24 protein-coding genes are annotated in these 23,174 nt (G+C 66.2%); 13 read left to right on the forward strand and 11 right to left on the reverse strand.

The genetic code is table 11. The features are described 5' to 3' along the window. The first annotated feature begins 29 nt into the window (after positions 1–29). From cyoE to H7828_RS15380, 9 genes are all read left to right on the forward strand, one after another. Positions 30–956 carry a heme o synthase gene (gene cyoE / locus H7828_RS15340; RefSeq protein ID WP_226781931.1) on the forward strand — a complete coding sequence of 309 codons (927 nt, stop codon included), beginning with the start codon at positions 30–32 and terminating at the stop codon, positions 954–956. Continuing rightward, positions 956–1,150 carry a hypothetical protein gene (locus H7828_RS15345; RefSeq protein WP_226781932.1) on the forward strand — a complete coding sequence of 65 codons (195 nt, stop codon included), beginning with the start codon at positions 956–958 and terminating at the stop codon, positions 1,148–1,150. The genes cyoE and H7828_RS15345 overlap by 1 nt, the downstream gene beginning before the upstream one ends. Further along, entirely contained in the window at positions 1,147–1,698 is a 552-nt protein-coding gene (locus H7828_RS15350; RefSeq protein WP_226781933.1) for a cytochrome c oxidase assembly protein, read from the forward strand. Before H7828_RS15345 ends, H7828_RS15350 begins: the two co-directional genes overlap by 4 nt. Positions 1,699–1,736: 38 nt before the next feature. Next, positions 1,737–2,537 (forward strand): cytochrome c oxidase subunit 3, encoded by an 801-nt coding sequence (locus H7828_RS15355; protein WP_226781934.1) that lies wholly within the window; start codon positions 1,737–1,739, stop codon positions 2,535–2,537. 105 nt (positions 2,538–2,642) lie between these two features. Next, complete coding sequence (locus tag H7828_RS15360) at positions 2,643–3,317, forward strand: SURF1 family protein (protein WP_226781935.1); 675 nt, start codon at positions 2,643–2,645, stop codon at positions 3,315–3,317. A gap of 5 nt (positions 3,318–3,322) precedes the next feature. After that, the gene (gene thrC, locus H7828_RS15365; RefSeq protein WP_226781936.1) at positions 3,323–4,705 is read left to right on the forward strand and encodes a threonine synthase; all 1,383 of its coding nucleotides are present in this window, start codon (positions 3,323–3,325) and stop codon (positions 4,703–4,705) included. Continuing rightward, a complete protein-coding gene (locus H7828_RS15370) occupies positions 4,702–5,964 on the forward strand; it encodes a M16 family metallopeptidase (RefSeq protein WP_226781937.1) in 1,263 nt (420 codons plus the stop codon). The genes thrC and H7828_RS15370 overlap by 4 nt, the downstream gene beginning before the upstream one ends. Further along, complete coding sequence (locus tag H7828_RS15375) at positions 5,964–6,548, forward strand: GNAT family N-acetyltransferase (RefSeq protein WP_226781938.1); 585 nt, start codon at positions 5,964–5,966, stop codon at positions 6,546–6,548. Before H7828_RS15370 ends, H7828_RS15375 begins: the two co-directional genes overlap by 1 nt. Positions 6,549–6,600: 52 nt before the next feature. Then, positions 6,601–8,013, forward strand: coding sequence for an FAD-binding oxidoreductase (locus H7828_RS15380; RefSeq protein ID WP_226781939.1), 1,413 nt, complete (start codon positions 6,601–6,603; stop codon positions 8,011–8,013). Between the two features lie 86 nt (positions 8,014–8,099). Here the strand turns inward: H7828_RS15380 and H7828_RS15385 are convergent, their stop codons facing one another. Next, on the reverse strand, positions 8,100–8,633 hold the full coding sequence (locus H7828_RS15385; protein ID WP_226781940.1) for an adenine phosphoribosyltransferase: 534 nt from the start codon (positions 8,631–8,633) through the stop codon (positions 8,100–8,102). An 88-nt stretch (positions 8,634–8,721) separates the two neighbouring features. Further along, entirely contained in the window at positions 8,722–9,594 is an 873-nt protein-coding gene (locus H7828_RS15390) for an S-methyl-5'-thioadenosine phosphorylase (protein WP_226781941.1), read from the reverse strand. Between the two features lie 211 nt (positions 9,595–9,805). Here H7828_RS15390 and H7828_RS15395 point away from each other — a divergent pair, with 211 nt between their 5' ends. Continuing rightward, positions 9,806–11,425, forward strand: coding sequence for a SulP family inorganic anion transporter (locus tag H7828_RS15395; RefSeq protein WP_425354951.1), 1,620 nt, complete (start codon positions 9,806–9,808; stop codon positions 11,423–11,425). Positions 11,426–11,446: 21 nt separating this feature from the next. Here H7828_RS15395 and H7828_RS15400 read toward each other — a convergent pair whose 3' ends face one another. Continuing rightward, a complete protein-coding gene (locus H7828_RS15400; protein ID WP_226781942.1) occupies positions 11,447–12,052 on the reverse strand; it encodes a flavin reductase family protein in 606 nt (201 codons plus the stop codon). An 82-nt stretch (positions 12,053–12,134) separates the two neighbouring features. On the opposite strand from H7828_RS15400, the gene H7828_RS15405 reads away from it, so the two are divergent. Together H7828_RS15405 and H7828_RS15410 are read left to right on the forward strand one after the other, a co-directional pair. Beyond that, on the forward strand, positions 12,135–12,626 hold the full coding sequence (locus tag H7828_RS15405; protein WP_226781972.1) for a GNAT family N-acetyltransferase: 492 nt from the start codon (positions 12,135–12,137) through the stop codon (positions 12,624–12,626). 36 nt (positions 12,627–12,662) lie between these two features. Beyond that, on the forward strand, positions 12,663–13,448 hold the full coding sequence (locus H7828_RS15410; RefSeq protein ID WP_226781943.1) for an EcsC family protein: 786 nt from the start codon (positions 12,663–12,665) through the stop codon (positions 13,446–13,448). Between the two features lie 95 nt (positions 13,449–13,543). On the opposite strand, the gene ptsP is transcribed toward H7828_RS15410, so the two are convergent. The 7 genes from ptsP to H7828_RS15445 form a co-directional block, all read right to left on the reverse strand. Continuing rightward, on the reverse strand, positions 13,544–15,790 hold the full coding sequence (gene ptsP, locus H7828_RS15415) for a phosphoenolpyruvate--protein phosphotransferase (protein WP_226781944.1): 2,247 nt from the start codon (positions 15,788–15,790) through the stop codon (positions 13,544–13,546). Positions 15,791–15,906: 116 nt separating this feature from the next. Next, positions 15,907–16,656 carry an SDR family oxidoreductase gene (locus tag H7828_RS15420; RefSeq protein ID WP_226781945.1) on the reverse strand — a complete coding sequence of 250 codons (750 nt, stop codon included), beginning with the start codon at positions 16,654–16,656 and terminating at the stop codon, positions 15,907–15,909. Positions 16,657–16,658: 2 nt separating this feature from the next. After that, positions 16,659–17,651, reverse strand: coding sequence for an MBL fold metallo-hydrolase (locus tag H7828_RS15425; protein ID WP_226781946.1), 993 nt, complete (start codon positions 17,649–17,651; stop codon positions 16,659–16,661). 75 nt (positions 17,652–17,726) lie between these two features. Further along, positions 17,727–18,962: an aspartate kinase gene (locus tag H7828_RS15430; RefSeq protein WP_226781947.1), complete on the reverse strand. Its 1,236-nt coding sequence runs from the start codon at positions 18,960–18,962 to the stop codon at positions 17,727–17,729. Between the two features lie 183 nt (positions 18,963–19,145). Further along, positions 19,146–19,787, reverse strand: a complete 642-nt coding sequence (locus tag H7828_RS15435; protein WP_226781948.1) for an SDR family NAD(P)-dependent oxidoreductase — start codon at positions 19,785–19,787, stop codon at positions 19,146–19,148. An 11-nt stretch (positions 19,788–19,798) separates the two neighbouring features. Beyond that, positions 19,799–20,239 (reverse strand): DUF1178 family protein, encoded by a 441-nt coding sequence (locus H7828_RS15440; protein ID WP_226781949.1) that lies wholly within the window; start codon positions 20,237–20,239, stop codon positions 19,799–19,801. A 64-nt stretch (positions 20,240–20,303) separates the two neighbouring features. Further along, complete coding sequence (locus tag H7828_RS15445) at positions 20,304–20,768, reverse strand: NUDIX hydrolase (RefSeq protein WP_226781950.1); 465 nt, start codon at positions 20,766–20,768, stop codon at positions 20,304–20,306. Positions 20,769–20,922: 154 nt separating this feature from the next. Between H7828_RS15445 and H7828_RS15450 the strand changes: the two genes are divergently transcribed. Further along, on the forward strand, positions 20,923–22,089 hold the full coding sequence (locus tag H7828_RS15450) for an acetoin utilization protein AcuC (RefSeq protein WP_425354952.1): 1,167 nt from the start codon (positions 20,923–20,925) through the stop codon (positions 22,087–22,089). 96 nt (positions 22,090–22,185) lie between these two features. Here H7828_RS15450 and H7828_RS15455 read toward each other — a convergent pair whose 3' ends face one another. Next, on the reverse strand, positions 22,186–23,154 hold the full coding sequence (locus H7828_RS15455) for a threonine dehydratase (RefSeq protein WP_226781952.1): 969 nt from the start codon (positions 23,152–23,154) through the stop codon (positions 22,186–22,188). Positions 23,155–23,174 lie beyond the last annotated feature (20 nt).

Genomic DNA, 23,174 nt, shown 5'->3' on the forward strand with positions numbered 1-23,174 from the left:
TCGCCCGCCCCAACCAAACGGACAGACCCATGACCGATGCAACGATGATAGACCGCGACGACGAGGCCCAGTTCGGCGATTACTTCGCCCTGCTGAAGCCGCGCGTCATGTCGCTGGTCGTGTTCACCGCCTTTGTCGGTCTGATGGTGGCACCGGTGCAGGTGCATCCCATGATCGGATTCTGCGCCGTGCTGTTCATCGCGGTGGGGGCAGGGGCCTCGGGTGCTTTGAACATGTGGTGGGATGCCGATATCGACGCGGTGATGAACCGCACCCGCAAGCGCCCGATTCCGGCCGGCAAGGTGACCCCGCAAGAGGCGCTTGGCCTCGGGCTGGGCCTTTCGGGGCTGGCGGTGGTGATGCTGGCCCTTTCCACCAACCTGGTGGCAGGGGCGCTGCTGGCCTTTACCATCTTCTTTTACGCCGTGATCTATTCGATGTGGCTGAAACGCTCGACGCCCCATAACATCGTGATCGGCGGCGCGGCGGGGGCCTTCCCGCCGATGATCGGCTGGGTGGCCGCCACCGGAAGCGTTTCGCTGGAAGCCGTGCTGATGTTCACCCTGATCTTCATGTGGACGCCGCCGCATTTCTGGGCGCTCGCGCTGTTCCTGAAGAAAGACTACAACAACGCCGGCGTTCCGATGTTGACCGTGACCCACGGGCGGCGCGTGACCCGGGCGCATATCCTGGCCTATACCGTGATCCTGGCACCGCTGGCAGTCTGGCTGGGCTTCACCCAGATCGGTGGGCCAGTGTACCTGACGGTGGCGGTGCTGGCCAATGCCTGGTTCGTGAAGGGTGCGGTCGACATCTTCCGCCGCGACGAAACCATGGCCGAGGGTGATTCCTACAAGACGGAAAAGGCCTTCTTCCAGTTTTCGCTGCTTTACCTGTTCCTGCATTTCCTCGCGCTGCTGGCCGATGCGGCCCTGCGCGGGTTCGGGGTGATCTGATGGCCATCAAGGCGGAACACGAACTGCACAAGCGGCGCCTGTCACGCAACGTCGGTGTCGGGCTGGTGCTGGTCGCCTTTGTCGCGATCATCTTCGGCCTTACGGTCGTGAAGGTGAAACAGCTTGGCGCCGTCCAGGGCTTCGATCACGTCGTACGTCCGGAACTGGTGCCTGCAGCCAAGGATGAGAAATGATGGACCCGAAGAAGAAAACCGTTGCGCAGGCGGCTGGCGTGGTGCTGGTCATGGGCGGGCTGGCCTGGGCCTCGGTGCCGTTCTACAGCTGGTTCTGCAAGGTGACCGGTTTCGGCGGAACCACCGCCGTTGGCGCGGGCGCCGAACAGGTGCTGGACCAGACCATCAAGATCCGCTTCGATGCCTCGACCGACCGGGGCATGCCCTGGGAATTCCGCCCCGTCGAACGCCAGATGGAGCTGAAGATCGGCGAAACCGGTCTTGCCTTCTACGAGGCCTACAACCCCACCGACCGCCCGGTCGCCGGGCAGGCCACCTACAACGTCGCCCCCTACGAGGCGGGCGGCTTCTTCACCAAGATCGACTGTTTCTGCTTTACCGAACAGGTGCTTCAACCCGGTGAGCGGGTGCAGATGCCCCTGACATTCTACGTCGACCCGGAAATCACGACCGACCGCGACGGGAAGTTTGTCAAACACATCACACTGTCCTACACGTTCTATGAAATCGACCTGCCCGAAGAACAGGCGAGTCTGAGCGTGGAATAACAAGCCCGATCAACCGGGCCCGAGACGAGGGAACGCCCATGGCGCACGAGAAAAATCACGACTATCACATCCTGGCCCCGTCCATCTGGCCGCTGCTGGGCGCGCTGAGCGGTTTCATCATGCTGTTTGGCGCCGTGCTCTGGATGAAGGACATGGGGCCCTGGATGTTCGCCATCGGCCTGGTTGGCGTGCTTTACGTCATGTACGGCTGGTGGTCGGAAGTGGTGGCCGAAAGCAACGCCGGCGATCACACCCCGGTGGTGCGCATCGGCCTGCGCTATGGCTTCATCTTCTTCATCATGTCCGAAGTGATGTTCTTTGCCGCTTGGTTCTGGAGCTTTTTCAAGCATGCCATGTACCCCATGGGCCCCGACAGCCCGGCTGTTGACGGTGTCTGGCCGCCTGCGGGCATCGAAACCTTCGATCCCTGGCACCTGCCGCTGATCAACACGCTGATCCTGCTGTGTTCCGGCTGTGCCGCCACCTGGGCGCACCATGCCCTGGTGCATGAGAACAACCGCAAGGACATGGCCAATGGCCTGATCCTGGCCGTGGTCCTGGGTGTCCTGTTCACCATCTTCCAGGCCTATGAATACAGCCACGCGGCCTTTGGTTTCTCGGGCAACATCTATGGCGCCAACTTCTTCATGGCGACCGGGTTTCACGGCTTCCACGTGGTGATCGGAACGATCTTCCTGTTCGTCTGCTACATGCGCGTGCGGGCCGGGCATTTCACCCCGGAAAAGCATGTCGGCTTTGAAGCGGCGGCCTGGTACTGGCACTTCGTCGATGTCGTCTGGCTGTTCCTCTTCGCCTCGATCTACATCTGGGGCAGCTGATCAAGGGCTGCTGCGCAGCCCTGCCTTCGGCGAGGATATTTGAAGACCAAAGATGGGGGCGTCGGGGATACTCTCCGGCGCCTTCGGATTTTCGGGGATGGATGCATGCGGTTCGCGGTTCCGGTTCTGTGCGGGGTGGTCGGTTTTGCGGTGCTGATGGCGCTTGGCCTCTGGCAGGTGCAGCGGCTGGCCTGGAAGGAAGGCATCCTGTCCGAGATCACCGCCCGGATCGAGGCCGCGCCGCAGGCAATTCCGGCCAGCCCCGACCCCCAGCAGGACCGTTACCTCCCGGTGCAAGCGCGCGGTGTCATCAAGGACGAGGCGCTGCGGGTGCTGGTCAGCCAGAAGCAGGTCGGCGCCGGTTATCGCATCATTTCACCTTTCGAGACGGAGGGGCGCCGGGTGATGCTGGACCGCGGCATCGTGCCGGTGGACCAGGCCGCGCCGGTGGGGCATGCCGGGCCGGTAACGGTGGTGGGCAACCTGCATTGGCCCGAGGAAACCGACGGCTTCACCCCCGAGCCCGACCTTGACCGCAACATCTGGTTCGCGCGCGAGGTGGGCGCGATGGCGCGGGCGCTGGACACCGAACCGGTGCTGATCGTGCTGCGTGAACAGGGATTCGATGATGGCCCCGTCATGCCCCTGCCAGTGGGGGCCGAGGGCATTCCGAACGATCATCTGGGCTATGCCATCACCTGGTTTTCGCTTGCCCTGGCATGGGCGGGGATGACAGGGTTTTTCGTCTGGCGTATGAGGCGCCCAAAGACAGAAGGATAAGACAGTTGCACTATGTCTCGACACGCGGACAGGCGCCTGACCTGGGGTTTGAGGATGCGATGCTGGCCGGGCTGGCGCGCGACGGCGGGCTTTATGTGCCGGGCGTGGTGCCGCAGATGTCGGCGGGCGATATCGCGGCCCTCGCGGGGCTGCCCTACGAAGAGGTGGCCTTTCGCGTCATGCGCCCCTTTGTCGATCTGCCCGACGAGGTGTTCCAGGATCTGATCGCCAAGGCCTATGGCGGTTTCGGACATGCGGCGCGGGCGCCCCTGGTGCAACTGGGCTCGGGGCATTTCCTGCTGGAGCTTTTCCACGGCCCGACCCTGGCCTTCAAGGATTTCGCCATGCAGCTGATTGGCCAGCTGTTCCAGGAGGCCATGGCGCGCAAGGGCGAGCGGATCACCATTGTCGGGGCCACCAGCGGCGACACCGGCAGTGCCGCGATCGAGGCGTTCCGGGGGCTGGATGCGGTGGATGTGTTCATCCTGTTCCCCCACGGTCGCGTCTCCGAGGTGCAGCGCCGCCAGATGACCACGCCTTCCGAGGCGAATGTTCATGCCCTTGCTGTGGATGGCGATTTCGATGACTGCCAGGCGGCGGTCAAGGCCATGTTCAACGATTTCGACTTCCGCGATTCGGTCGGGTTGACGGCGGTGAATTCGATCAACTGGGCGCGGGTTCTGGCGCAGGTGGTCTATTACTTCTCGTCGGCCGTGGCCCTGGGGGCGCCCCACCGCAGCGTCAGCTTTACCGTGCCGACGGGCAATTTCGGCGATATCTTCGCAGGCTACATCGCCAAGAAGATGGGTCTGCCCATCGACCGGCTGGTGGTGGCCACCAACCGCAACGACATCCTGCACCGCACCCTGGCGACGGGGCGGCACATGAAGGAAGGCGTCGCGCCCACCATCAGCCCCTCCATGGACATCCAGGTGTCCAGCAATTTCGAACGCGCACTATTCGAGGCCTACGGGCGCGATGGCGGGGCCGTGCGCCAGTTGATGGCCGAACTGGGCGAGGGCGGGTTCGACGTGTCGCAGGGCGCGCTGGAAACCCTGCGCGAACATTACGATTCGGGCCGCGCGGACGAGGCCGAGACGGCCGCAACCATCCGCGCCATCCACGCCGCGACCGGCGAAACCCTCTGCCCCCATTCGGCCGTCGGCGTGAAGGTCGCGCAGGAGCATCTGCACGCCGATACCCCGATGATCACCCTGGCCACGGCCCATCCCGCCAAGTTCCCCGATGCGGTCGAGTCGGCGACGGGCAGCCGTCCGCCCCTTCCCAATCGCATGGCCGATCTTTATGACAGGCCCGAACGTATGACCCGGGTGGCCAATGCCCTGGGCGACATCCAGTCCCTTATGCGCGAGCGTATCTCTCAGTGACCGTCGAAATCCACACCCTGGCCAATGGCCTGCGTATCGTGACCGAAAACATGCCGGGGCTGAAATCGGCCTCGGTCGGGGTCTGGGTCAATGCCGGGGGGCGACACGAGAGGGCCGAACAGAACGGCATCGCGCATTTCCTCGAACACATGGCCTTCAAGGGCACGAAGCGGCGCAGCGCCCTGCAGATCGCCGAGGCGATCGAGGACGTGGGCGGTTACATAAACGCCTATACCAGCCGCGAGATGACGGCCTATTACGCCCGCGTTCTGGAAAACGACGTGCCCCTGGCGCTGGACGTAATCGCCGATATCGTGCTGAACCCGGTCTTTGACGCCGCCGAGATCGAGATCGAGCGGGGGGTGATCCTCCAGGAGATCGGGCAGGTGCTGGATACCCCCGACGACATCGTCTTTGATTGGCTGCAAGAGGTGGCCTATCCCGATCAGCCCATCGGCCGTTCGATCCTGGGGCCGGCTGAACGTGTCTCGGGGTTCTCGAAATCCGATCTGTCCGGGTTTGTTTCCGAACGCTATGCCCCGGGCGAGATGATCGTCGCGGCGGCCGGGGCCGTCGATCACGATGCCATCGTGAAGGCGGCGGAGAAGCTGTTCGGCCACCTTGAGGCGCGGTCGTCCGATCCGGCGTCGCCCGCCCTCTTCACGGGCGGTGAGCGGCGCGAGGGCCGGGCGCTGGAACAGGTGCATTTCGCCCTTGCCCTGGAAGCGCCGGGATATCGCGATCCGGCCTTCTATACCTCGCAGATCTACGCCAGCGCCCTGGGCGGGGGCATGTCGTCGCGGCTGTTCCAGGAAGTGCGCGAAAAGCGCGGGCTGTGCTATTCCATCTTCGCCCAGGCGGGCGCCTATGAAGATACCGGCATGATCACCGTCTATGCCGGCACCAGCGGCACCCAGATCGGTGAGCTGGCCGAGTTGACGATCGACGAACTGGCCCGCGCCGCAACCGACATGTCGCCCGAGGAAGTGGCCCGCGCACGCGCCCAGATGAAGGCAGGGCTTCTGATGGGGCTTGAGGGTCCGTCAAGCCGGGCCGAACGCCTGGCGCGGCTGCTGGCGATCTGGGGCCGGGTGCCCGACCTTGACGAAACCATCGCCCGCATCGACGGCGTGACCACGGGCGATGTGCGCGATTTCGCCGGCACGCTGGTGACACAGGGCAAGGCCGCGCTGGCGCTTTATGGTCCGGTCGACGGCGCGCCCGGTCTGGAGGCGCTGACCGCAAGGCTTGCTGCGTAATGCTGCTGTCGCGGCGCCGGGTGCGGATCGAAACCGACCGGATCAGCCTGCGCGCGCCGCAGCACGGAGATTTTCGCGCCTGGTCCGCGCTGCGCCAGGCCAGCGCCGATTTCCTTATCCCCTGGGAACCGACATGGTCGCCCGACCATCTGACCCGCAAGAGCTTTACCAACCGGGTCTACTGGGCACAGCGTTCGATTGGAAATGGCACCGCGCTGCCGCTGTTCCTGATCCGGCGCAACGACAGCACGCTGCTGGGGGCCATCACGCTTGACAACATCCGCCGCGGCCCCGCCATGGCCGGAACACTGGGCTACTGGATCGGTGAGCCTTTCGCGCGCCAGGGCTACATGGCCGAAGCGATTGCCGGCGTCGTGCATCACGCCTTCCACGTCATGGACCTGAGCCGGGTCGAGGCCGCCTGCCTGGCCGAAAACGCAGCCTCGCGCGCGACGCTGGAACGCAGCGGGTTCAAGTACGAAGGCGTTGCGCAAAGCTATCTGCAGATCAACGGGCGCTGGCGCAACCATGTGCTTTACTCGAACCTGCGCAGTGACAGGCGCGGGCGCACCCTGGTCGGATGAGGGGGCGCATTCTGCGGTTGCAGCGGGCCTGCCACTGGGGTTTGGTGATGCCATGCTGAACCCGATGACCGACCGCCTTGCCACCGATCTTGCCGCGCTTCTGCCCGAGGGCGCCCTGCGCCCGCCGCAACCCGCCGACCTGGAAGAACCGCGCGGCAAATGGCAGGGGCAGGCGGGCTGTGTGGCGCTGCCCCGATCCACCGAACAGGTGGCCGAGGTGGTGCGCTTTGCCGTCAGGAACCGCGTCGCAATCGTTCCGGTCAGCGGCGGCACGGGCCTTGTGGGGGGGCAGGTGATGACAGACGGCCCGGCGCCGATCCTTCTGTCCCTGGCGCGAATGGATGCGATCCGCGCTGTCTATGCCGAGGAAAACGTGCTGGTCACCGAGGCCGGCGCGATCCTGGCCGATGTCCAGGCGGCAGCCGAGGCCGAGAACCGCCTGTTTCCCCTGTCGCTTGCCGCCGAAGGCACCTGCCGGATCGGCGGCAACCTGTCGTCCAATGCTGGCGGGCTGAACGTGCTGCGCTATGGCAATACGCGTGAATTGTGCCTCGGGGTCGAGGCGGTGCTGCCGGACGGCTCGATCCTGCATGGCGCGCGGCGCCTTCGGAAAGACAACACCGGCTATGACCTGCGCCACCTTCTGATCGGGGCCGAGGGAACGCTGGGCGTCATCACCGCCGCCGCCCTGCGCCTGTCGCCCCGCCCCGCCCGCATGGGCGCGGCGATGATGGTGGCGGATGGGCCGGCGGCGGCGTTGTCGCTGCTGGCCGTGGCACAGGATGTCAGCGGCGGCGCGGTTTCGGCCTTCGAACTGATCAGCGGCATGGGCCTGCACTTCCTCCAAGAGGCCGGGCTGCCCGCCCGCCAGCCCTTTGCCGATATCCCCGACTGGTCGGTGCTCATCGATCTCGGAACCAGCACGGCACAGGACCCGGCGGCGCTGCTTGAGAAGATCTTCGAGATCGGCGCCGAAAGGGGCCTGGTCAGCGACGGGGTGATCGCCAGCTCCCTGGCCCAACGCGATGAGTTCTGGACAGTGCGCGAATCGATCCCGGCGGCCAACCGGCGGATCGGGGCCGTGGTCTCGAACGATATTGCCCTGCCGTTGTCGCAGGTGCCCGAATTCGTCCGTCGCGGGGCCGAGGCCATCGCCCGGATCGGCGCCTTCCGCATCAACGCCTTCGGTCACCTGGGCGATGGCAACCTGCACTACAACATCTTCCCGCAGAAGGGCGGCAATCGCGACGACCACGCCCACCAGGCCGAGGATATCCGCAGGGCGGTGAACGATCTCGTGGCCGAAATGGACGGTTCGTTCAGTGCCGAACACGGCGTGGGCCGGCTGAAGGTCGCCGACCTGGAACGTTACGGCGACCCGGCGAAACTTACCGCGATGCGCGCCATCAAGGCGGCGCTCGACCCGCTGGGCATCATGAACCCGGGCGCGGTCCTGCGGACCTGAGGCAGTCCGCAGCGAAAGAACGGTGACGGGACATCACCGCGCCCCGTCTCTTTCTTGCCAAAAATACTCGAATTCCGACAGTGGCCTCAGGCACCGTCAAAGGCGCAAAGGGCATGAACCTCCATGCCCAGCTCTTCCAGAACGGCGCGCCCGCCCAGTTCGGGCAGATCCACGATGAAGGCACAGCCGACGATCTCGGCGCCAAGGCGGCGCAGCAGGGAAATGCCCGCGGCCGCGGTGCCACCTGTGGCCAGCAGGTCATCCACCAGCAGAACCCGCGCCCCGGGCTTCAGGGCGTCGTCGTGAATTTCCATGATCGCCTCGCCGTACTCCAGCTTGTATTCCTGGCTGATCACCGCGCCGGGCAGCTTGCCCTTCTTGCGCACCGGCACGAATCCGGTGCCAAGCTGATGGGCGATGGCGCCGCCCAGGATGAACCCGCGCGCTTCCAGCCCCACGACCATGTCGATATCCTCGCCGGCGTAGGGATGCAGCATCTGATCGACGCACATACGAAACCCGCGCGGATCGGCGAAGAGGGTTGTCACATCGCGAAACAGGATCCCTTCGTGGGGGAAGTCCACGATGGTGCGGATGTAGTCACGGACGGTCTTTGCCATGGAGGCGCCTTTCGCTGATCGGGGAGGGGGGCGCTGCCCCCCGTCGGCTGCGCCGACTCCCCCCGGGATATTTGAGGACCAAAGATGTTCAGGCGAGCACGCGGCCCGCAACGGCGTCGAGTTTCTCCAACAGGGCCGGATCGCGTTTGTCGGGTGCGGTCATGATCGCATATTCCAGCGCCCGGTCGCAGCCATGCACACAGGGCGCGCGGGTCGCGCCGAGGAGGGAGGGCAACCGACCGACGAGGGCGCGGGCGTTCGCCGCGTTGCCGTTCAGGGTCTTGATGATCTCGGTGATCTCGACGGCCCCGTGATCGGGGTGCCAACTGTCATAGTCGGTGATCATGGCGACGGAAGCATAGCAGAGTTCCGCCTCGCGGGCGAGTTTCGCCTCGGGCATATTGGTCATGCCGATCACGTCGCAGCCCCATTGGCGGTACATCTTGGATTCCGCCACCGACGAGAATTGCGGCCCTTCCATCGCGAGGTAGGTGCCGCCGTCATGCACCGTGATGCCCTGGGCGCGGGCCGCTTCCAGGCAGGCGGCGCCCAGGCGCGGACAGGTGGGATGCGCCACGCTGACGTGGGCGACACAGCCGGTGCCGAAGAAGGATTTGTCCCGTGCGAAGGTGCGGTCGATGAACTGGTCCACGATCACGAAATCGCCCGGCGCCATCTCTTCGCGGAACGACCCGCAGGCCGAGATCGAGATCACGTCGGTGGCGCCGATGCGTTTCAGCGCGTCGATATTGGCCCGGTAGGGCACCGTGCTGGGCGAATGCACGTGGCCGCGCCCGTGGCGGGGCAGGAAGGCCACCGAAACCCCGTCCAGCGTGCCGGTCAGGATCTGGTCTGACGGAGCGCCCCAGGGAGAGGCGACATCCACCCATCGGGCCTCTGCCAGCCCGTCGATATCGTAAAGCCCGGAGCCGCCGATGAACCCCAACATTGTCTTCGCCATGGGTGCCGTTCCCTGTTTGCCTGTGCAGCATGGGTTTAACGCGGCGCCGGGCCTTTGAAAACCACGGATCGCGGCCCTGGGTGGCTGCCTTGCGGCCTTCCGCGGGGCGCCGGAATGAAATGTTATAAAAAACTCCGTGCCATTTCCGGCCAGCCTTGATAAGGGCAGCCAGCACATCAGACAATCTTGAACATCAGGCAGGGATATTTCCGTGGCAAGAAGACTTTTGGCAGCCGTAGGGCAGGCATTCGAACGCAACGAACGCTCGGTCGATCTGACCCCGGGGCGGTTGAAGATCGAGGTCCTCTCGGGGCTGACCGTCGCGCTGGCCCTGGTGCCCGAGGCCGTGGCCTTTGCCTTTGTCGCCGGTGTGCACCCCCTTGTCGGCCTTTACGCGGCCTTCATCGTCGGCCTCATCACCGCGCTGATCGGCGGGCGGCCGGGCATGATCTCGGGGGCGACCGGCGCGCTGGCGGTGGTCATGGTGTCGCTGGTGGCCCAGCATGGCGTGGAATACCTCTTCGCGACCGTGGTTCTGATGGGGCTGATCCAGGTCTTCTGCGGCGTCATGCGCTGGGGCAAGTTCATTCGCCTTGTGCCGCATCCGGTGATGCTGGGCTTTGTAAACGGGCTGGCCATCGTCATTTTCCTGGCCCAGCTGACCCAGTTCAAGGTGCCCGGCACGGCCGAGGTGTCGGGCCATGGCATGTCGGGGGGCGAATGGATGTCCGGCCTTCCCCTGGTGATGATGCTGGCGCTTGTGGCGCTGACCATGTTGATCATCTGGGTGATGCCCAAGATCACCAATGCCATTCCCGCGCCCCTTGCGGGCATCGGGATCGTGGCGATCATCGTCATCGCCCTTGGCATCGATGTGCCGCGCGTTGGCGATCTGGCCAGCATCGAGGGCGGTCTGCCCAGCTTTCACGTTCCCATGGTGCCGCTCAACCTCGAGACACTGACGATCATTCTGCCCTATGCCCTGATCCTTGCGGCCATCGGCCTGATCGAAAGCCTTCTGACCTTGAACCTGGTGGGCGAGATCACCGGCAAGCGGGGCGGCGCCAGCCAGGAATGCGTGGCGCAGGGCGTGGCCAATACCGTGACCGGCTTTTTCGGCGGCATGGGTGGCTGTGCGATGATCGGTCAGTCGATGATCAACGTGAAATCGGGCGGGCGCACGCGCATTGCCGGCGCGGCGGCGGCGCTGTTCCTGCTGGCCTTCATCGTTGTGGCCAGCCCGGTGATCGAGATCATTCCCCTGGCCGCGCTGGTGGGCGTGATGTTCATGGTGGTGATCGGCACCTTTGCCTGGTCGTCGCTGAAGATCCTGCGCAAGGTGCCGCTGACCGATGCCATCGTCATCGTCCTTGTCACCGTCGTCACCGTCTGGACCGATCTTGCCACGGCGGTTGTCGTCGGGGTGATCGTTTCGGCGCTGGCCTATTCCTGGCAGAATGCCAAGCGCATCCATGCCAAGACCTATGTCACCCCCGAAGGGTCGAAGGTCTACCAGGTGCAGGGTCCGCTGTTCTTCGGTTCGACCGACGGCTTTACCGAGCTTTTCGACCCCGAGAGCGACCCTCAGATCGTGATCGTCGATTTCGCCGACAGCCGGGTGGCCGACCAGTCGGCGCTGACCGCGATCGAGGCCATGGCGGCGAAGTATGAAGAGGCGGGCAAGCGGCTGCAACTGCGCCACCTCAGCCGCGATTGCCACTACCTTCTGACCAAGGCGGGCCAGCTGGTGATCGACAGCGACGACGACCCCGATTACGAGATCGCCACCGACTACGGCGTGCGCACCGGCCAGCTGGGCGCCGGGCACTGAACCGGGCGCGGCCGGGCGGCCTCAGTCGCCCGGGCGCTTCAGGCTGAAAAGCTCGTCCACGCGGGCATAGTCGCGATACCCCAGCCGCGCCAGCGGCTGGAAGGTGGTCACATCGAAATGACCGTCGCGCAGGCAATCATCGCGCAGGTGAATGCCCACCACCTCTCCGAAGACCACGAAATTCGATGCACCGGGCAGTTGCAGGATCTGCGTCAGGCGGCATTCCAGGTTGGCGGGCGCCTTTACCACCCGGGAGCAGGCGATGGTGTCGCATTCGGCGCGCGCGATCCCGGCCTTTTCGAATTCGTCCACGTCCTTGTCCCATGGGCCCGAGGACAGGTTCATCACGTCGCGCATGGCATGTTCCACCACGTTCACGCAGAAGACTCCTGTCTCGCGGATATTGGCCACCGAATCCTTGGTGTCGCCCCTGTCGGGCTTGGCCGAGGTGCTGGCGAACATCACCTGCGGCGGTTCATAGGCCACCGCGTTGAAAAAGGAATAGGGCGCGAGGTTGTCCTGGCCGTTCGCCCCCCGGGTGCTGATCCAGCCGATGGGACGGGGCGTGACGATGGCGTTGAACGGATTGTGCGGCAGGCCGTGGCCGTCGGCTGGACGATAGAACATGAATTCCCTTCCGGCGATGTGGTTTGAACCAGTGGTAGCGCCGTGCTAGGGGCGTTGCCAGTGCGAAGAGGGGGCGGTGCGGTTGATCCGGCTTGAGGAAGAAACGCCAGAAGACTGGTGGGAGGTCGAGGCGCTGTACGATCTTTGCTTTGCGCCGGGGCGCGAGGCGCTGTCGTCCTACCGTTTTCGCGATGGTGTGGCACCGGTGCGCGACCTGTGCCTTGTGGCGCGCGATGAAACCGGGGGCGTGGCGGCGGTGATCCGCTATTGGCCGGTGCGCATTGCCGGTGTCGCGGCCCTGTTGCTGGGGCCGGTGGCGGTGCACCCGACGCGCCATGGCGAAGGGCTGGGCGCGCTGTTGATGATGGAAAGCCTGTCTTTGGCCACCACCCTTGGCTGGGCGCGGGTGATGCTGGTGGGGGACGAACCCTATTACCGGCGCTTCGGCTTTCGCCGTCTTGACGAAGTGCGCATGCCCCCGCCCACAAACCCGGCGCGGGTTCTGGGGCTGGAGCTGCAACCCGGGGCCTGGCGGGGAATTGCCGGGCCTGTCGAAAAGGCCGATCACGCCTGACTTGCCAAACCTCGTGCCGCTGCCCATGTGATGGACATGGACAAGAACGATCTGAAAAACCCGCCCGACACCGCCGTCCTAGACGACGAGACCCGCGCCGCGCTGGAAAAGCTGGCGCGCCGGTTCCGCAACGCCGATGGCATCGGCATGCAGGTGCTGTCGATGGTGGGTGGCCAGGCCGAGGGGCTGCTGAGCAAGCTGCCCATGCCGGTGCGCCAGGGGCTGGATGGGGCGACGCGCCGCGCGTTGGAGGTGGCCTTCGATGCCGCCAGCCGGTCGCGCCTGTCGGTGCGCGACCGGGCCGATTGGCTGAACACTGTCGTGACGACGGCCATGGGGGCCGCCGGCGGGGCGGGGGGCCTGCCCACGGCGCTGGCCGAACTGCCCGTGACCACCACGGTGCTGTTGCGCGCGATCCAGGGGATTGCCGCCGACGAGGGGTTCGACCCCGCCGATGAAAAGGTGCGGATGCAGTGCCTGCAGGTCTTTGCCGCCGCCGGGCCGCTGGCGCGCGACGACGGCACCGACGTGGCATTCCTGAGTGCGCGGATCACCCTGACGGGCGCGGCGGTGCATGGGTTGATCGCGCGGATCGCGCCGCGCCTTGCAACGGTGCTGGGCCAGAAGCTGGCCGCGCAGACCGTTCCGGTGATCGGTGCCGTGGCGGGGGCGGCCACGAACTATGCCTTCACCAGCTATTACCAGGAAATGGCCCGGGTCTATTTCGGGCTGCGCGCCCTGGCGCGGGACGGCAGCGTGGATGTGGAAACCCTGCTTCGCGAATTCCGCCTGATGGTCAGCCCGCCCAAGACCCTGCGCTGAGGCGGCGCCCCTTCCGCCAGCGGTGGCGCGCCCCGCCGGTGCGGGAGCCTCCGGCGGGGATATTTGAAGACCAAAGATGAAAGGGACGCGTGCGCCTAGTTCTGGCTGCGCAGCCACTCCATCACGGCGGGGCGGACCGATTGATCGCCCGTGGTGCGGGCGGCGTCGATCACCGCCTTGGCGCCGTTCAGGTCGACCCGGCGCAGCAGGTGCTTGACCGGCCCGATGGAGGCGGGGCGCATCGACAGGGTGCGCAGGCCCATGGCGGCAAAGCACATCGCCTCGATCGGGCGGCCGGCGTCTTCGCCACAGAATGACACGGGCGTGCCGGTTTCGGCGCAGCGCCCGACGATATGTTCGATCATCGACAGGAAGGACACGTTCAGCGTGTCATAGCGCCGCCGCACCCTTTCGTTTTCGCGGTCGGCGGCGAAGAAGAACTGTTTCAGGTCGTTGCCGCCGATCGAGATGAAATCGGCCATCTCGAAGAACTGGCGCGGGGCAAAAGCCAGCGACGGGGTTTCCAGCATGGCGCCGATCTTCACGTCGGAGGGCAGGACATGGCCCAGCTTGCGTTCACGCTCAAGCTCGTTCAGGGCGTGCTGACGGGCCTCGCGGAATTCGTCGAACTGGGCGACGAAGGGAAACATCAGGGACAGGGGCCGACCCGCGCAGGCGCGGATCAGCGCCTGCAGCTGCATCCGCATCACCCCCGGCTTGTCCAGCCCCACCCGGATGGCGCGCCAACCCAGGGCAGGGTTCGGTTCGTCATCCTGTGGTTTCATGTAGGGCAGCACCTTGTCGGACCCGATGTCGAGGGTGCGGAAGATCACCGGCCGGCCCTTGGCCGCGTCCAGCACCCGCCCGTATAGCGCGGCCAGTTCGCCGCGACGTGGGACATGGCTGCGGATCAGGAACTGAAGCTCGGTGCGGAAGAGGCCCACGCCCTCGGCGCCCGAGCCTTCGAGGCTGGGCAGGTCGGCCATCAGCCCGGCGTTCATCATCAGCTTGATGGTTTCGCCGCATTTCGTCGTCGCCGGCTGGTCGCGGATCGAGGCATAGCGTTCCTGTGCGCTGGCCTGCATGGCGATCTTGTCGCGGAAGGCATTGGCGACATTGTCTTCGGGGCGCAGGTGCACGATGCCCTGGTCGCCATCGACCAGGATGCGGTCGCCGTTCAGCGCCTCGGCGGTGATGCGTTCGGCGTGGATGACCAGCGGGATCGCCAGCGCGCGGGCGACGATGGCGGCATGGCTGCCGACCGAGCCCTGTTCCAGCACCACGCCGCGCAGCTTGCGCCCGTATTCCAGAAGGTCGCCGGGGCCGATGTTGCGCGCGATCAGGATCGGGCGGTCGGGCATTTCGGCGCCGGTTTCGCCGCCCTGACCGGTGAGGATGCGCAGCAGGCGGTTGGACAGGTCATCCAGATCGTGCAGCCGTTCGCGCATGTAGAGATCGGGCACCGAGCGCAGGCGGGCGCGGGCGCTGGACTGTTCCTTTTCCACCGCCGCCTCGGCCGAGAGGCCGCGCGCTATGTCTTCCTGCATGCGGCGCATCCAGCTGCGCGAATTGGCGAACATCCGGTAGGTTTCCAGAACCTGGCGGCTGTCCTTGTCGATGATCTGATTTCGCCCCAGCATGTCGTCGACCGACTGGCGCAACTGGTCGATGGCGGCGGTCAGGCGTTCGGCTTCGCGCACCGGATCGTCGGCGATGGGGTTGGTGACCACGACGCGGGGTTCGTGCAGGTAGACATGGCCGTCGGCCGTGCCCTCCTGGCCCACGGTGCCGCGAAACATCACCGGGTTCTGGTGGCGGGCCGACAGCGCCGCACCCTCGCCCACGAAGGCGCCCAGTTCGGTCATTTCGGCCAGGACCATGGCGACGACCTCAAGGGCATAGACCTCGTCCTCGGAATAGCTGCGGGCGTCCTTGCTTTGCACCACCAGCACGCCCAGCCGTTCGCCCAGCCGCTGGATCGGTACGCCCAGGAACGAGGAATAGATCTCTTCGCCGGTCTCGGGCATGAAGCGGAAGCCGCGTTCCTGCGGGGCATTGGCACTGTTGATCGGGCGGGCCGTCTTGGCCACGCGCCCGACCAGGCCTTCGCCAAGGCGCATGCGGGTCTGGTGCACGGCGTCCTTGCGCAGCCCCTCGGTGGCGCAAAGTTCCAGCGTTTCGGAATCGCGGAACAGGTAGATCGAGCAGACCTCGGTTTCCATCGAGCCGGCCGTCAGGGCGGTGATCCTGTCAAGCCGTGCCTGACCGGCGCTGTCCTGGGCCAGCGCCTCGCGCAGGCGGCCGAGGAGTTTGCGGCTTTCGGTTTCTGTGCGGTCTGGCATAGGGGCGGTCTGTTCCAGGATGTCCGGGGCATTTGCGCGGCCCCGTGCCGGTTAGATCACAACCCGGGGCCGAGCGAAACGGATTTTGCGCCCGCCGCGTTTGCAGAGGCCTGCGTCTAACGGCCGCCGGCCACGTCCAGATGGGCACCGGTGACATAGCTGGCCGCATCGGTGCACAGCCAGAACACCGCCTCGGCCGTTTCCATGGCGGTGCCCGCGCGCTGCAGCGGAACAAGGGGGGCAATGCGGTTGATGCGGTCGGGTTCGCCGCCGCTGGCGTGGATGTCGGTGTCGATGATGCCGGGGCGCACGGCGTTGACGCGCACGTTCTGGGCCGCCAATTCCTTGGACAGGCCCAGGGTCAGGGTGTCGATGGCCCCCTTGGAGGCGGCGTAATCGACGTATTCGTTCGGCGAACCCAACCGTGCCGCCGCCGAGGACAGCAGCACCAGCGCCCCCGAGGGCCGGTCCATGGGCCGGGGCAGGTGGCGGGCGGCGGCCCGGGCGCAGTAGAAGGCGCCGAGGATATTGGTTTCCACCACCCGGCGCAGGCGTTCATCGCTCATTTCGGCCAGGGGGCTGGCGGGGGCGACGATGCCGGCATTGACGACTACGGCGTCGAGGGTGCCGAAGGCCTGCAACGTGGCATCGAACATCGCATCCACCGCGCCCGAGTCGGTCACGTCACCCTGAACCGTGATCGCCCTGGCGCCCAGGCCTTCGATCTCATCCGCCGTCTGCCGGGCCGCCGTGTTGTCGGTGCGATAGTTGACCGCCACGTTCCAGCCGGCCTGACCGGCCAGAAGCGCGGTCGCCCGGCCGATCCCGCGTGATCCGCCGGTGATGAGGATGGTTCTTGCCGTCACGGTCATTCCCCCCCGAGGTGATGCAGTGCGCCCTGTTCGGGCATGATGAAGCGCAGGCCCAGGGTGTCCATCTGCTGCAGCTCGTCAAGCACCTGCTCTTGCGGTGCGATGCCCTTCTTCAGCGAGTATTTTACATGACTGATGATCACCGGCAGATCCTTCAGGCTGCCTTCTTTGGCGAGGCTGGCAAGCTGGCCCAGTTCCTCGTGGACAAGGCGGGGGGTCAGATGGCCGAACAGCAGGTTGTCGGGCCGGTCCGAGGTGTAGGAGCTTTCGATGATGACACCCTTCAGCGCGCCGCTTTCGGCCAGCGGCGCAACGGCCTGCCACAGGGCCATGAGCGCGCCCGAGCCGTTCACGCTGTCGGGGCCGGTATCGCCGAGGCAAAGCAGGGCATCATCGCCGCTTTCCAGAAGAAAGGCGGTGGATTCCACGCCGCTGTGCGACAGGGGGAAGGCCGTGACCTGCATCGCCGTATTCTCGACAGCGGTTTTTTCGGCGGGGGCAAGGGTGGTGGCCGGGTATTTTCCGAGGTGCGGTTCGACGCCCGAGGTGCCGAAGTTGGGCCATGCCTGCCAGTTGAAATAGGTATCGCGGATGTCTTCCTGCACCGAGGCCAGGCCATAGATCGGCTTGCTGGAATCGTCGGGCGAGGCGGCGATCATCCCGGCGATATGATCGAGATGCGCGTGGCTGATCATGTAGCCCTTGATCACCTCGGTCAGTGCATATCCGATGCGGGTATAGTCCGACCCTTCGGGCGGGGTGATGGCATCGAGGCTGCCCTGCGACTCGGCGGCGATCAGGCCGGCGACAAGGGCGCCCGCGTCACAGGTGACGGCGCGCGGATCGCCGTGGGGCGCGATCATGAAGGCCGAGAGGTTGCCATCCTGGATGCCGCCGGTGGCGCCCAGGACGGTGACATCGAAGCCCTGCGCGTGGGCTGCGGGGGCGCAGGCCATCGCGGCAAGCGAGGCGGCAAGAATGCGGTTCATCGGCGGGACTCCGGGCTGGTTGCAGGGAACGGCCCGCCGATAGTGCGATGAAATCCCGGCCCGCGCCAGTGGCGATCAGGCCTTTTCCAGCTCGAAGCAATCGTGCAGGGCCTGCACCGCCAGTTCCATGTACTTGCGGTCGATCAGCACCGAAATCTTGATTTCCGAAGTGGTGATGACCTTGATGTTGATGCCTTCGTCGCGCAGCGACTGGAACATCCGGGCGGCCACGCCGGCGTGGCTGCGCATGCCGATCCCGACGACCGAAACCTTGGCGACATTGGTATCGGCCACCAGTTCGGAATATTCGATGGCGCCCGAGGCGCGGGCACCCTCCATCGCCTTCTCGGCGCGCTTCACCTGATCGACCGGGCAGGAGAAGGTCATGTCGGTGCGACCTTCCTCGGAAATGTTCTGGACGATCATGTCCACGTTCACCCCCGCCTCGGCCAGGGGGCCGAAGATGGCGGCGGCGATGCCGGGCTTGTCGGCCACGCTGATCAGGGTCATCTTTGCCTCGTCGCGCGAAAAGGCGACACCGGCCACGGCCTTGGATTCCATGATTTCCTCCTCGTCGCAGACAAGCGTTCCTGCGGTTTCATCGTATTCGTCAAAGCTGCTGAGCACGCGCAGTTTCACCTTGAACCGCATGGCCAGTTCGACACTGCGGGTCTGAAGCACCTTGGCGCCAAGGCTGGCCAGCTCCAGCATTTCCTCGAAGGCGATACGGTCAAGCTTGCGGGCGTTGGAACTGACGCGCGGGTCGGTGGTGTAGACGCCATCGACATCGGTGTAGATGTCGCAGCGCACCGCACCATGCGCGGCGGCAAAGGCGACGGCGGTGGTATCGCTGCCGCCCCGGCCCAGGGTGGTGATGCGGCCTTCCGGGCTGATCCCCTGGAAACCGGCGACCACGGCCACCTTCATGCCCTCGGCGAACTTGGCATCCATGTTGGCGGTGGGGATTTCCTCGATCCGGGCGGCGCCATGGGCGCCGTTGGTGATCAGCGGCACCTGCCAGCCCTGCCAGCTGCGCGCCGGGATGTCCATTTCCTGAAGGGTCAGCGCCATCAGTCCGGCGGTCACGTTCTCGCCGCTGCTGACCACTGCGTCGTATTCGCGGGCATCGTAGAAGGGCGAGGTTTCGTTGACCCAGCCCACAAGTTCGTTGGTCTTGCCCGACATGGCCGAGACGATGACGATCACCTCGTGTCCGTTCGCAACCTCGCGGCCGACCCTCTTGGCGGCGCGCTTGATCCGGTCGAGCGTGGCGACGGAGGTGCCGCCGAATTTCATTACCAGTCGTGTCATGTGGGCGGCTCTGCTTTGCAACGCGATCGCGCGGCTTTTACGGGGTCGCGGGGGGGGAGGCAAGGGCGGCTTCGCGCCGCATGCCCGCCCGTCGTTGCGCCTGCGGCGGGCGGGAAGGGGGGCTGTCTGCCCCCCGTCGGCTTTGCCGACTCCCCCCGAGGATATTTCGGGACCAAAGATGGATCAGAACGGGTGGGCGCGACCGTCCCAGGTTTCGAAACAGCCGGTGGTGGCCAGGGTGAGCGCATCGAAGCGCGCGCGCAGGCCGTCGGCGGCGGTCTTGGCGGTGAGATCGGCGCGCGCGCCGCCCATGTCCGTCTGCACCCAGCCGGGATGATAGATGCCCAGGGCGATGCCGTCCTTGCGCAGGTCGGTGGCAAGGTTGCGCCCGAGGTTCAGCACCGCCGCCTTGGAGGCACGGTAGATGTAGGAGCCGCCCGGCGCCAGGGTGTCGCTGGCCATCTGGCTGGAGATGATGGCGATCTTGCCGCGCGCGGCGCGCAGGTTGGGCAGCAGGGCCTGGATGGTGAGGAAGGCGCCCGTCACGTTGGTGGCGAAGGTTTCGGCCCAGAGATCGGGGGCATAGCCGGTGGCAAGATCATGCCCCTTGTCGAGATAGACGCCGGCATTGCAGACCAGCAAATCGAGCGGGGCATCGGCGAGGCTGTCGGCCAGCGCGGTGACGCTGGCCGGATCGGTCACGTCAAGCGTCAGCAGGGCGGGATCGCGCCGCCCGGTGCCCCGGGCGCTGTGCCCGGCATCGCGGAAGCCCTGCAGGAGGGCGGCGCCGATGCCACGGTTGGCACCGGTGACGAGAATGTCCATCGGGTGGCCTTTCAGTTGGTCTTGCGCGTCGGGATGAAGGGCAGGGGGGCCACGGGAATGCCGTCTTCGACCAGCTTGCGCGCTTCGTCCGGGCGGGCCTGGCCATAGATCGAGCGGGCCGGTTTCAGCCCGTCGTGGATGGCCCGTGCCTCGGACACGAAGCTGGAGCCCACGTCATCGGCGTTGGTTTCGATCATCCTGCGCAGCTTTGCCATGGCGGCGGCGGCCGGATCGTCGGGCAAAGCGGCGAGGGAGGGCGAGGGCGCCGGGGGATCGGTGCGGGTGGCGCCGCTGTTGACCCGGGGCGCCATCAGCGATTTCGAGATCTCGGTATCGCCGCAGGTGGGGCAGGAGATCATCTTGCGGGCGCGCAGGGTGTCGAAGGCCGCGCCGGAGGCGAACCAGCTGTCGAAGTCATGTCTGTTGGCGCAAGCCAGGGAAAAGCGGATCATCTGGTGTCCTGTCGTATGGGCTTTACCTAAGACTTCGGGCGCGCCGGTCAATCCCCTGCGCGGTCTATCCCGCCGCCTTCGGATCGAACCGGCGCAGGATCTGGCGCAGCTCGGGTTCCTGCACCTTTGCGGCGGCCTTTTTCAGGCTGAACCACTGGCGCTTGCGTTCCTTCGCCTCGGGCCAGTTGCGCAGCTTGCGGCTGACCTTCAGGGGAAAGACGGCCACGACGCAGGGCAGATCGTCGCCGTCGAATTCCTTGGTGTAGGTGTAGATGCCGAGGCAAACGTCGCTGACGGCGCCTTCGACGCCGGCTTCCTCGTAGGCTTCGATGGCGGCGGCGCCCGAGGGGCTTTGGCCGCCCATGGGCCAGCCCTTGGGGATCACCCAGCGTTTGGTGCGTCGGGTGGTGACCAGCAGCACCTGGACCTGGCTGTCGCGGCGCCGCCAGCAGAGGGCGCCGAACTGCGAGCGCACGTCGCGTTTGCGCGTCGGGTCAAGATCGAGCCTCTGCGTCTCTGCCTTTGCCATTCGCACCTGTCGCACCGCCTGTCGGTTCCCGCTCAGGGGGGGGCACCGTTCTGCATCCGCGAAACTGATAGCACGTTGGTTTTTCATTGCAAACGGCGTGGCAGGGCGATCTGTGGGGGATTGACGGGGGCGCAGGGCCGTCTAACTCTCGCTCATGCGTGACGCCTTGTTCCCTGCCGGCCAGCCCGGGCCCCTGCCTGATGGGCGGGTGCGGTTCATCGGCGCCGAGATCTATCGCGGGTCAAGCTATGGGGCGCATCACCCTTTGCGGGTGGCGCGGGTTTCGACGGTGATCGACCTGGCGCGCGCCCTGGGCTGGTTCGCGCCGGGGCAATACCTGACCAGCCCGCGGGCGCGCCCGCACACCCTGGCCGCCTGGCACGATCCGGCCTACCTGGAGGTCTTGCAGAGGGCCGAGGCCGGCGCGCCCGTCACGGCGGCCGAACTGCGCCGCTTCAACATCGCCACGCCCTCGAACCCGATCTTTGCCGAGATGTTCCGCCGCCCGGCAACCGCGGCGGGCGGATCGATCATGGCGGGGCAGCTGTTGCGCGACGGGGGCGTCATCCACAGCCCCGGGGGTGGCACCCACCACGGGATGCCGGACCGGGCCAACGGGTTCTGCTATCTCAACGACCCGGCCTTCGCGATCCTGTCGTTGCGGGCCGCCGGAGTGGAGCGGATCGCCTATGTCGATATCGATGCGCATCATCCCGACGGGGTGGAGCATGGATTTGCCGATGATCCCGATGTCCTCATGATCTCGGTCCACGAGGAAAGGCGCTGGCCCTTCACCGGGTTGCTGGAGGATCGTGGGGCCGGGCAGGTGTGGAACCTGCCGGTGGAACGCGGGTTCAACGATACCGAGATGGCGGCGGTTCTGGAACGGCTGATCCTGCCCCGGCTGGCGGAATTCGGCCCCGGGGCGATCGTGCTGCAATGCGGGGCGGATGCGCTGCTGGAAGATCCGCTGTCGCGGCTGGCGCTGAGCAACAATGCCCATGTGGCCGTGGTGCAGGCGGTGCGCGCAATGGCGCCGCGGCTGTTGGTGCTGGGCGGAGGCGGGTACAACCCCTGGTCGGTCGGGCGATGCTGGGCGCGGGTCTGGGCGGCGTTGAGCGGCCGCGAAGTGCCCGGGCGCCTGCCCGCCGCAGCAGAGGCGGTGCTGCGCGGTCTGGCCTGGCCCGGGCATCGCGACGGCAAGGCGCCGCCCGCGCATTGGTTCACCACTCTGGCGGATGCGCCGCGGCCCGGGCCCCTGCGCGCGCATCTTCGCGCGCGGCTGGCGGCCCTGGAGGCGCGGGCGCGGGCCTGGGAGTGAGGGGCGGTGCGCCTGCGGCGGGCGGGTCAGGGGGGCTTTCTGCCCCCCGTCGCCAGGGGCGACTCCCCCCGAGGATATTTGCCGGACCAAAGATGATCAGGGGGTCGGGGTTTGCCCGTCGAGGACCTGGCGCATCCAGGCGGTGTCGATGTTGCCGCCGCAGAGGATGACGCCGACCTTGCGACCCTGCATCCCTTGTTGTTCCTGCATCAGGCCGGCCAGGGGCGCGGCGCCGGCGCCTTCGGCGAGGTTGTGGATGTCGGTGAAATAGGTGCGGATGGCGGCGGCGATTTCATCGTCGCTGACGGTGATGATCCGTTCGGCGCCGGTGGCGTAGATGTCGAGCGCCTCTTGCACCGGCACCCGCACCGCCATGCCATCGGCGAAGGTGCGGGCGCTGTCGGTTTCGACCAGGCGGCCGGATTCGGCCGAGAGCTTCGCGGTCTGGGCGTTTTCGCTGACCACGCCGACGATCTTCGTGGAAAGGCCCAGGGCATCGCGGGCGATGATCGTGCCGCAGATGCCCGAGCCGCAGCCGATGGGGACATAGACGGTATCGAGATCGGGGCGGGCGGTGAACAGTTCGTAGGCATAGGTGGCGACACCGCGCACCAGCTCGCGATGGAAGGCGGGCACCACGTGCAGGCCCTGGGCCTGGCCGACGCGCAGGGCCTCGTGCCTTGCGGTATCGAAATCCTCGCCGAATTCCACCAGTTCGGCGCCGAAGGCCCGCATCGCCGCGTTCTTTTCCACCGAGTTGCCATGCGGCACATAGACCAGCGCCCGCATTCCCGCGGCCCTGGCCGCCATCGCCTGGCCCTGGCCATGATTGCCGCGCGTCGCGGTGACGATGCCGGGGCAATCGGGTTGGCTGCGCGTCAGCCAGTCGATGAAGGTCAGCGCGCCGCGCAGCTTGAACGCACCGGTGGGGGTGTGGTTCTCGTGCTTGACCACGACCTCGCAGCCCAGCCGGGCGGCGAGTTGCGGCCAGGCGTATTGCGGGGTGGGGGACATGTGGCGGTGCACCTGGCGGGCCGCCGCTTCCAGTTCGGATCGGTTGAACATTCTGCCTGCCTTCGGTTTGT

Origin of the sequence: Oceaniglobus trochenteri, from assembly GCF_020529025.1 — a bacterium.
In the GTDB taxonomy this organism is placed as follows: Bacteria; Pseudomonadota; Alphaproteobacteria; order Rhodobacterales; family Rhodobacteraceae; genus Oceaniglobus; species Oceaniglobus trochenteri.

What these genes read in the sequence shown, in the direction of transcription:
- cyoE (WP_226781931.1), top strand. Translation starts at nt 30, where the DNA reads ATGACCGATGCAACGATGATAGACCGCGACGACGAGGCCCAGTTCGGC.
- H7828_RS15345 (WP_226781932.1), top strand. Translation starts at nt 956, where the DNA reads ATGGCCATCAAGGCGGAACACGAACTGCACAAGCGGCGCCTGTCACGC.
- H7828_RS15350 (WP_226781933.1), top strand. Translation starts at nt 1,147, where the DNA reads ATGATGGACCCGAAGAAGAAAACCGTTGCGCAGGCGGCTGGCGTGGTG.
- H7828_RS15355 (WP_226781934.1), top strand. Translation starts at nt 1,737, where the DNA reads ATGGCGCACGAGAAAAATCACGACTATCACATCCTGGCCCCGTCCATC.
- H7828_RS15360 (WP_226781935.1), top strand. Translation starts at nt 2,643, where the DNA reads ATGCGGTTCGCGGTTCCGGTTCTGTGCGGGGTGGTCGGTTTTGCGGTG.
- H7828_RS15375 (WP_226781938.1), top strand. Translation starts at nt 5,964, where the DNA reads ATGCTGCTGTCGCGGCGCCGGGTGCGGATCGAAACCGACCGGATCAGC.
- H7828_RS15380 (WP_226781939.1), top strand. Translation starts at nt 6,601, where the DNA reads ATGCTGAACCCGATGACCGACCGCCTTGCCACCGATCTTGCCGCGCTT.
- H7828_RS15385 (WP_226781940.1), bottom strand. Translation starts at nt 8,633, where the DNA reads ATGGCAAAGACCGTCCGTGACTACATCCGCACCATCGTGGACTTCCCC.
- H7828_RS15390 (WP_226781941.1), bottom strand. Translation starts at nt 9,594, where the DNA reads ATGGCGAAGACAATGTTGGGGTTCATCGGCGGCTCCGGGCTTTACGAT.
- H7828_RS15400 (WP_226781942.1), bottom strand. Translation starts at nt 12,052, where the DNA reads ATGTTCTATCGTCCAGCCGACGGCCACGGCCTGCCGCACAATCCGTTC.
- H7828_RS15410 (WP_226781943.1), top strand. Translation starts at nt 12,663, where the DNA reads ATGGACAAGAACGATCTGAAAAACCCGCCCGACACCGCCGTCCTAGAC.
- ptsP (WP_226781944.1), bottom strand. Translation starts at nt 15,790, where the DNA reads ATGCCAGACCGCACAGAAACCGAAAGCCGCAAACTCCTCGGCCGCCTG.
- H7828_RS15425 (WP_226781946.1), bottom strand. Translation starts at nt 17,651, where the DNA reads ATGAACCGCATTCTTGCCGCCTCGCTTGCCGCGATGGCCTGCGCCCCC.
- H7828_RS15430 (WP_226781947.1), bottom strand. Translation starts at nt 18,962, where the DNA reads ATGACACGACTGGTAATGAAATTCGGCGGCACCTCCGTCGCCACGCTC.
- H7828_RS15435 (WP_226781948.1), bottom strand. Translation starts at nt 19,787, where the DNA reads ATGGACATTCTCGTCACCGGTGCCAACCGTGGCATCGGCGCCGCCCTC.
- H7828_RS15440 (WP_226781949.1), bottom strand. Translation starts at nt 20,239, where the DNA reads ATGATCCGCTTTTCCCTGGCTTGCGCCAACAGACATGACTTCGACAGC.
- H7828_RS15445 (WP_226781950.1), bottom strand. Translation starts at nt 20,768, where the DNA reads ATGGCAAAGGCAGAGACGCAGAGGCTCGATCTTGACCCGACGCGCAAA.
- H7828_RS15450 (WP_425354952.1), top strand. Translation starts at nt 20,923, where the DNA reads ATGCGTGACGCCTTGTTCCCTGCCGGCCAGCCCGGGCCCCTGCCTGAT.
- H7828_RS15455 (WP_226781952.1), bottom strand. Translation starts at nt 23,154, where the DNA reads ATGTTCAACCGATCCGAACTGGAAGCGGCGGCCCGCCAGGTGCACCGC.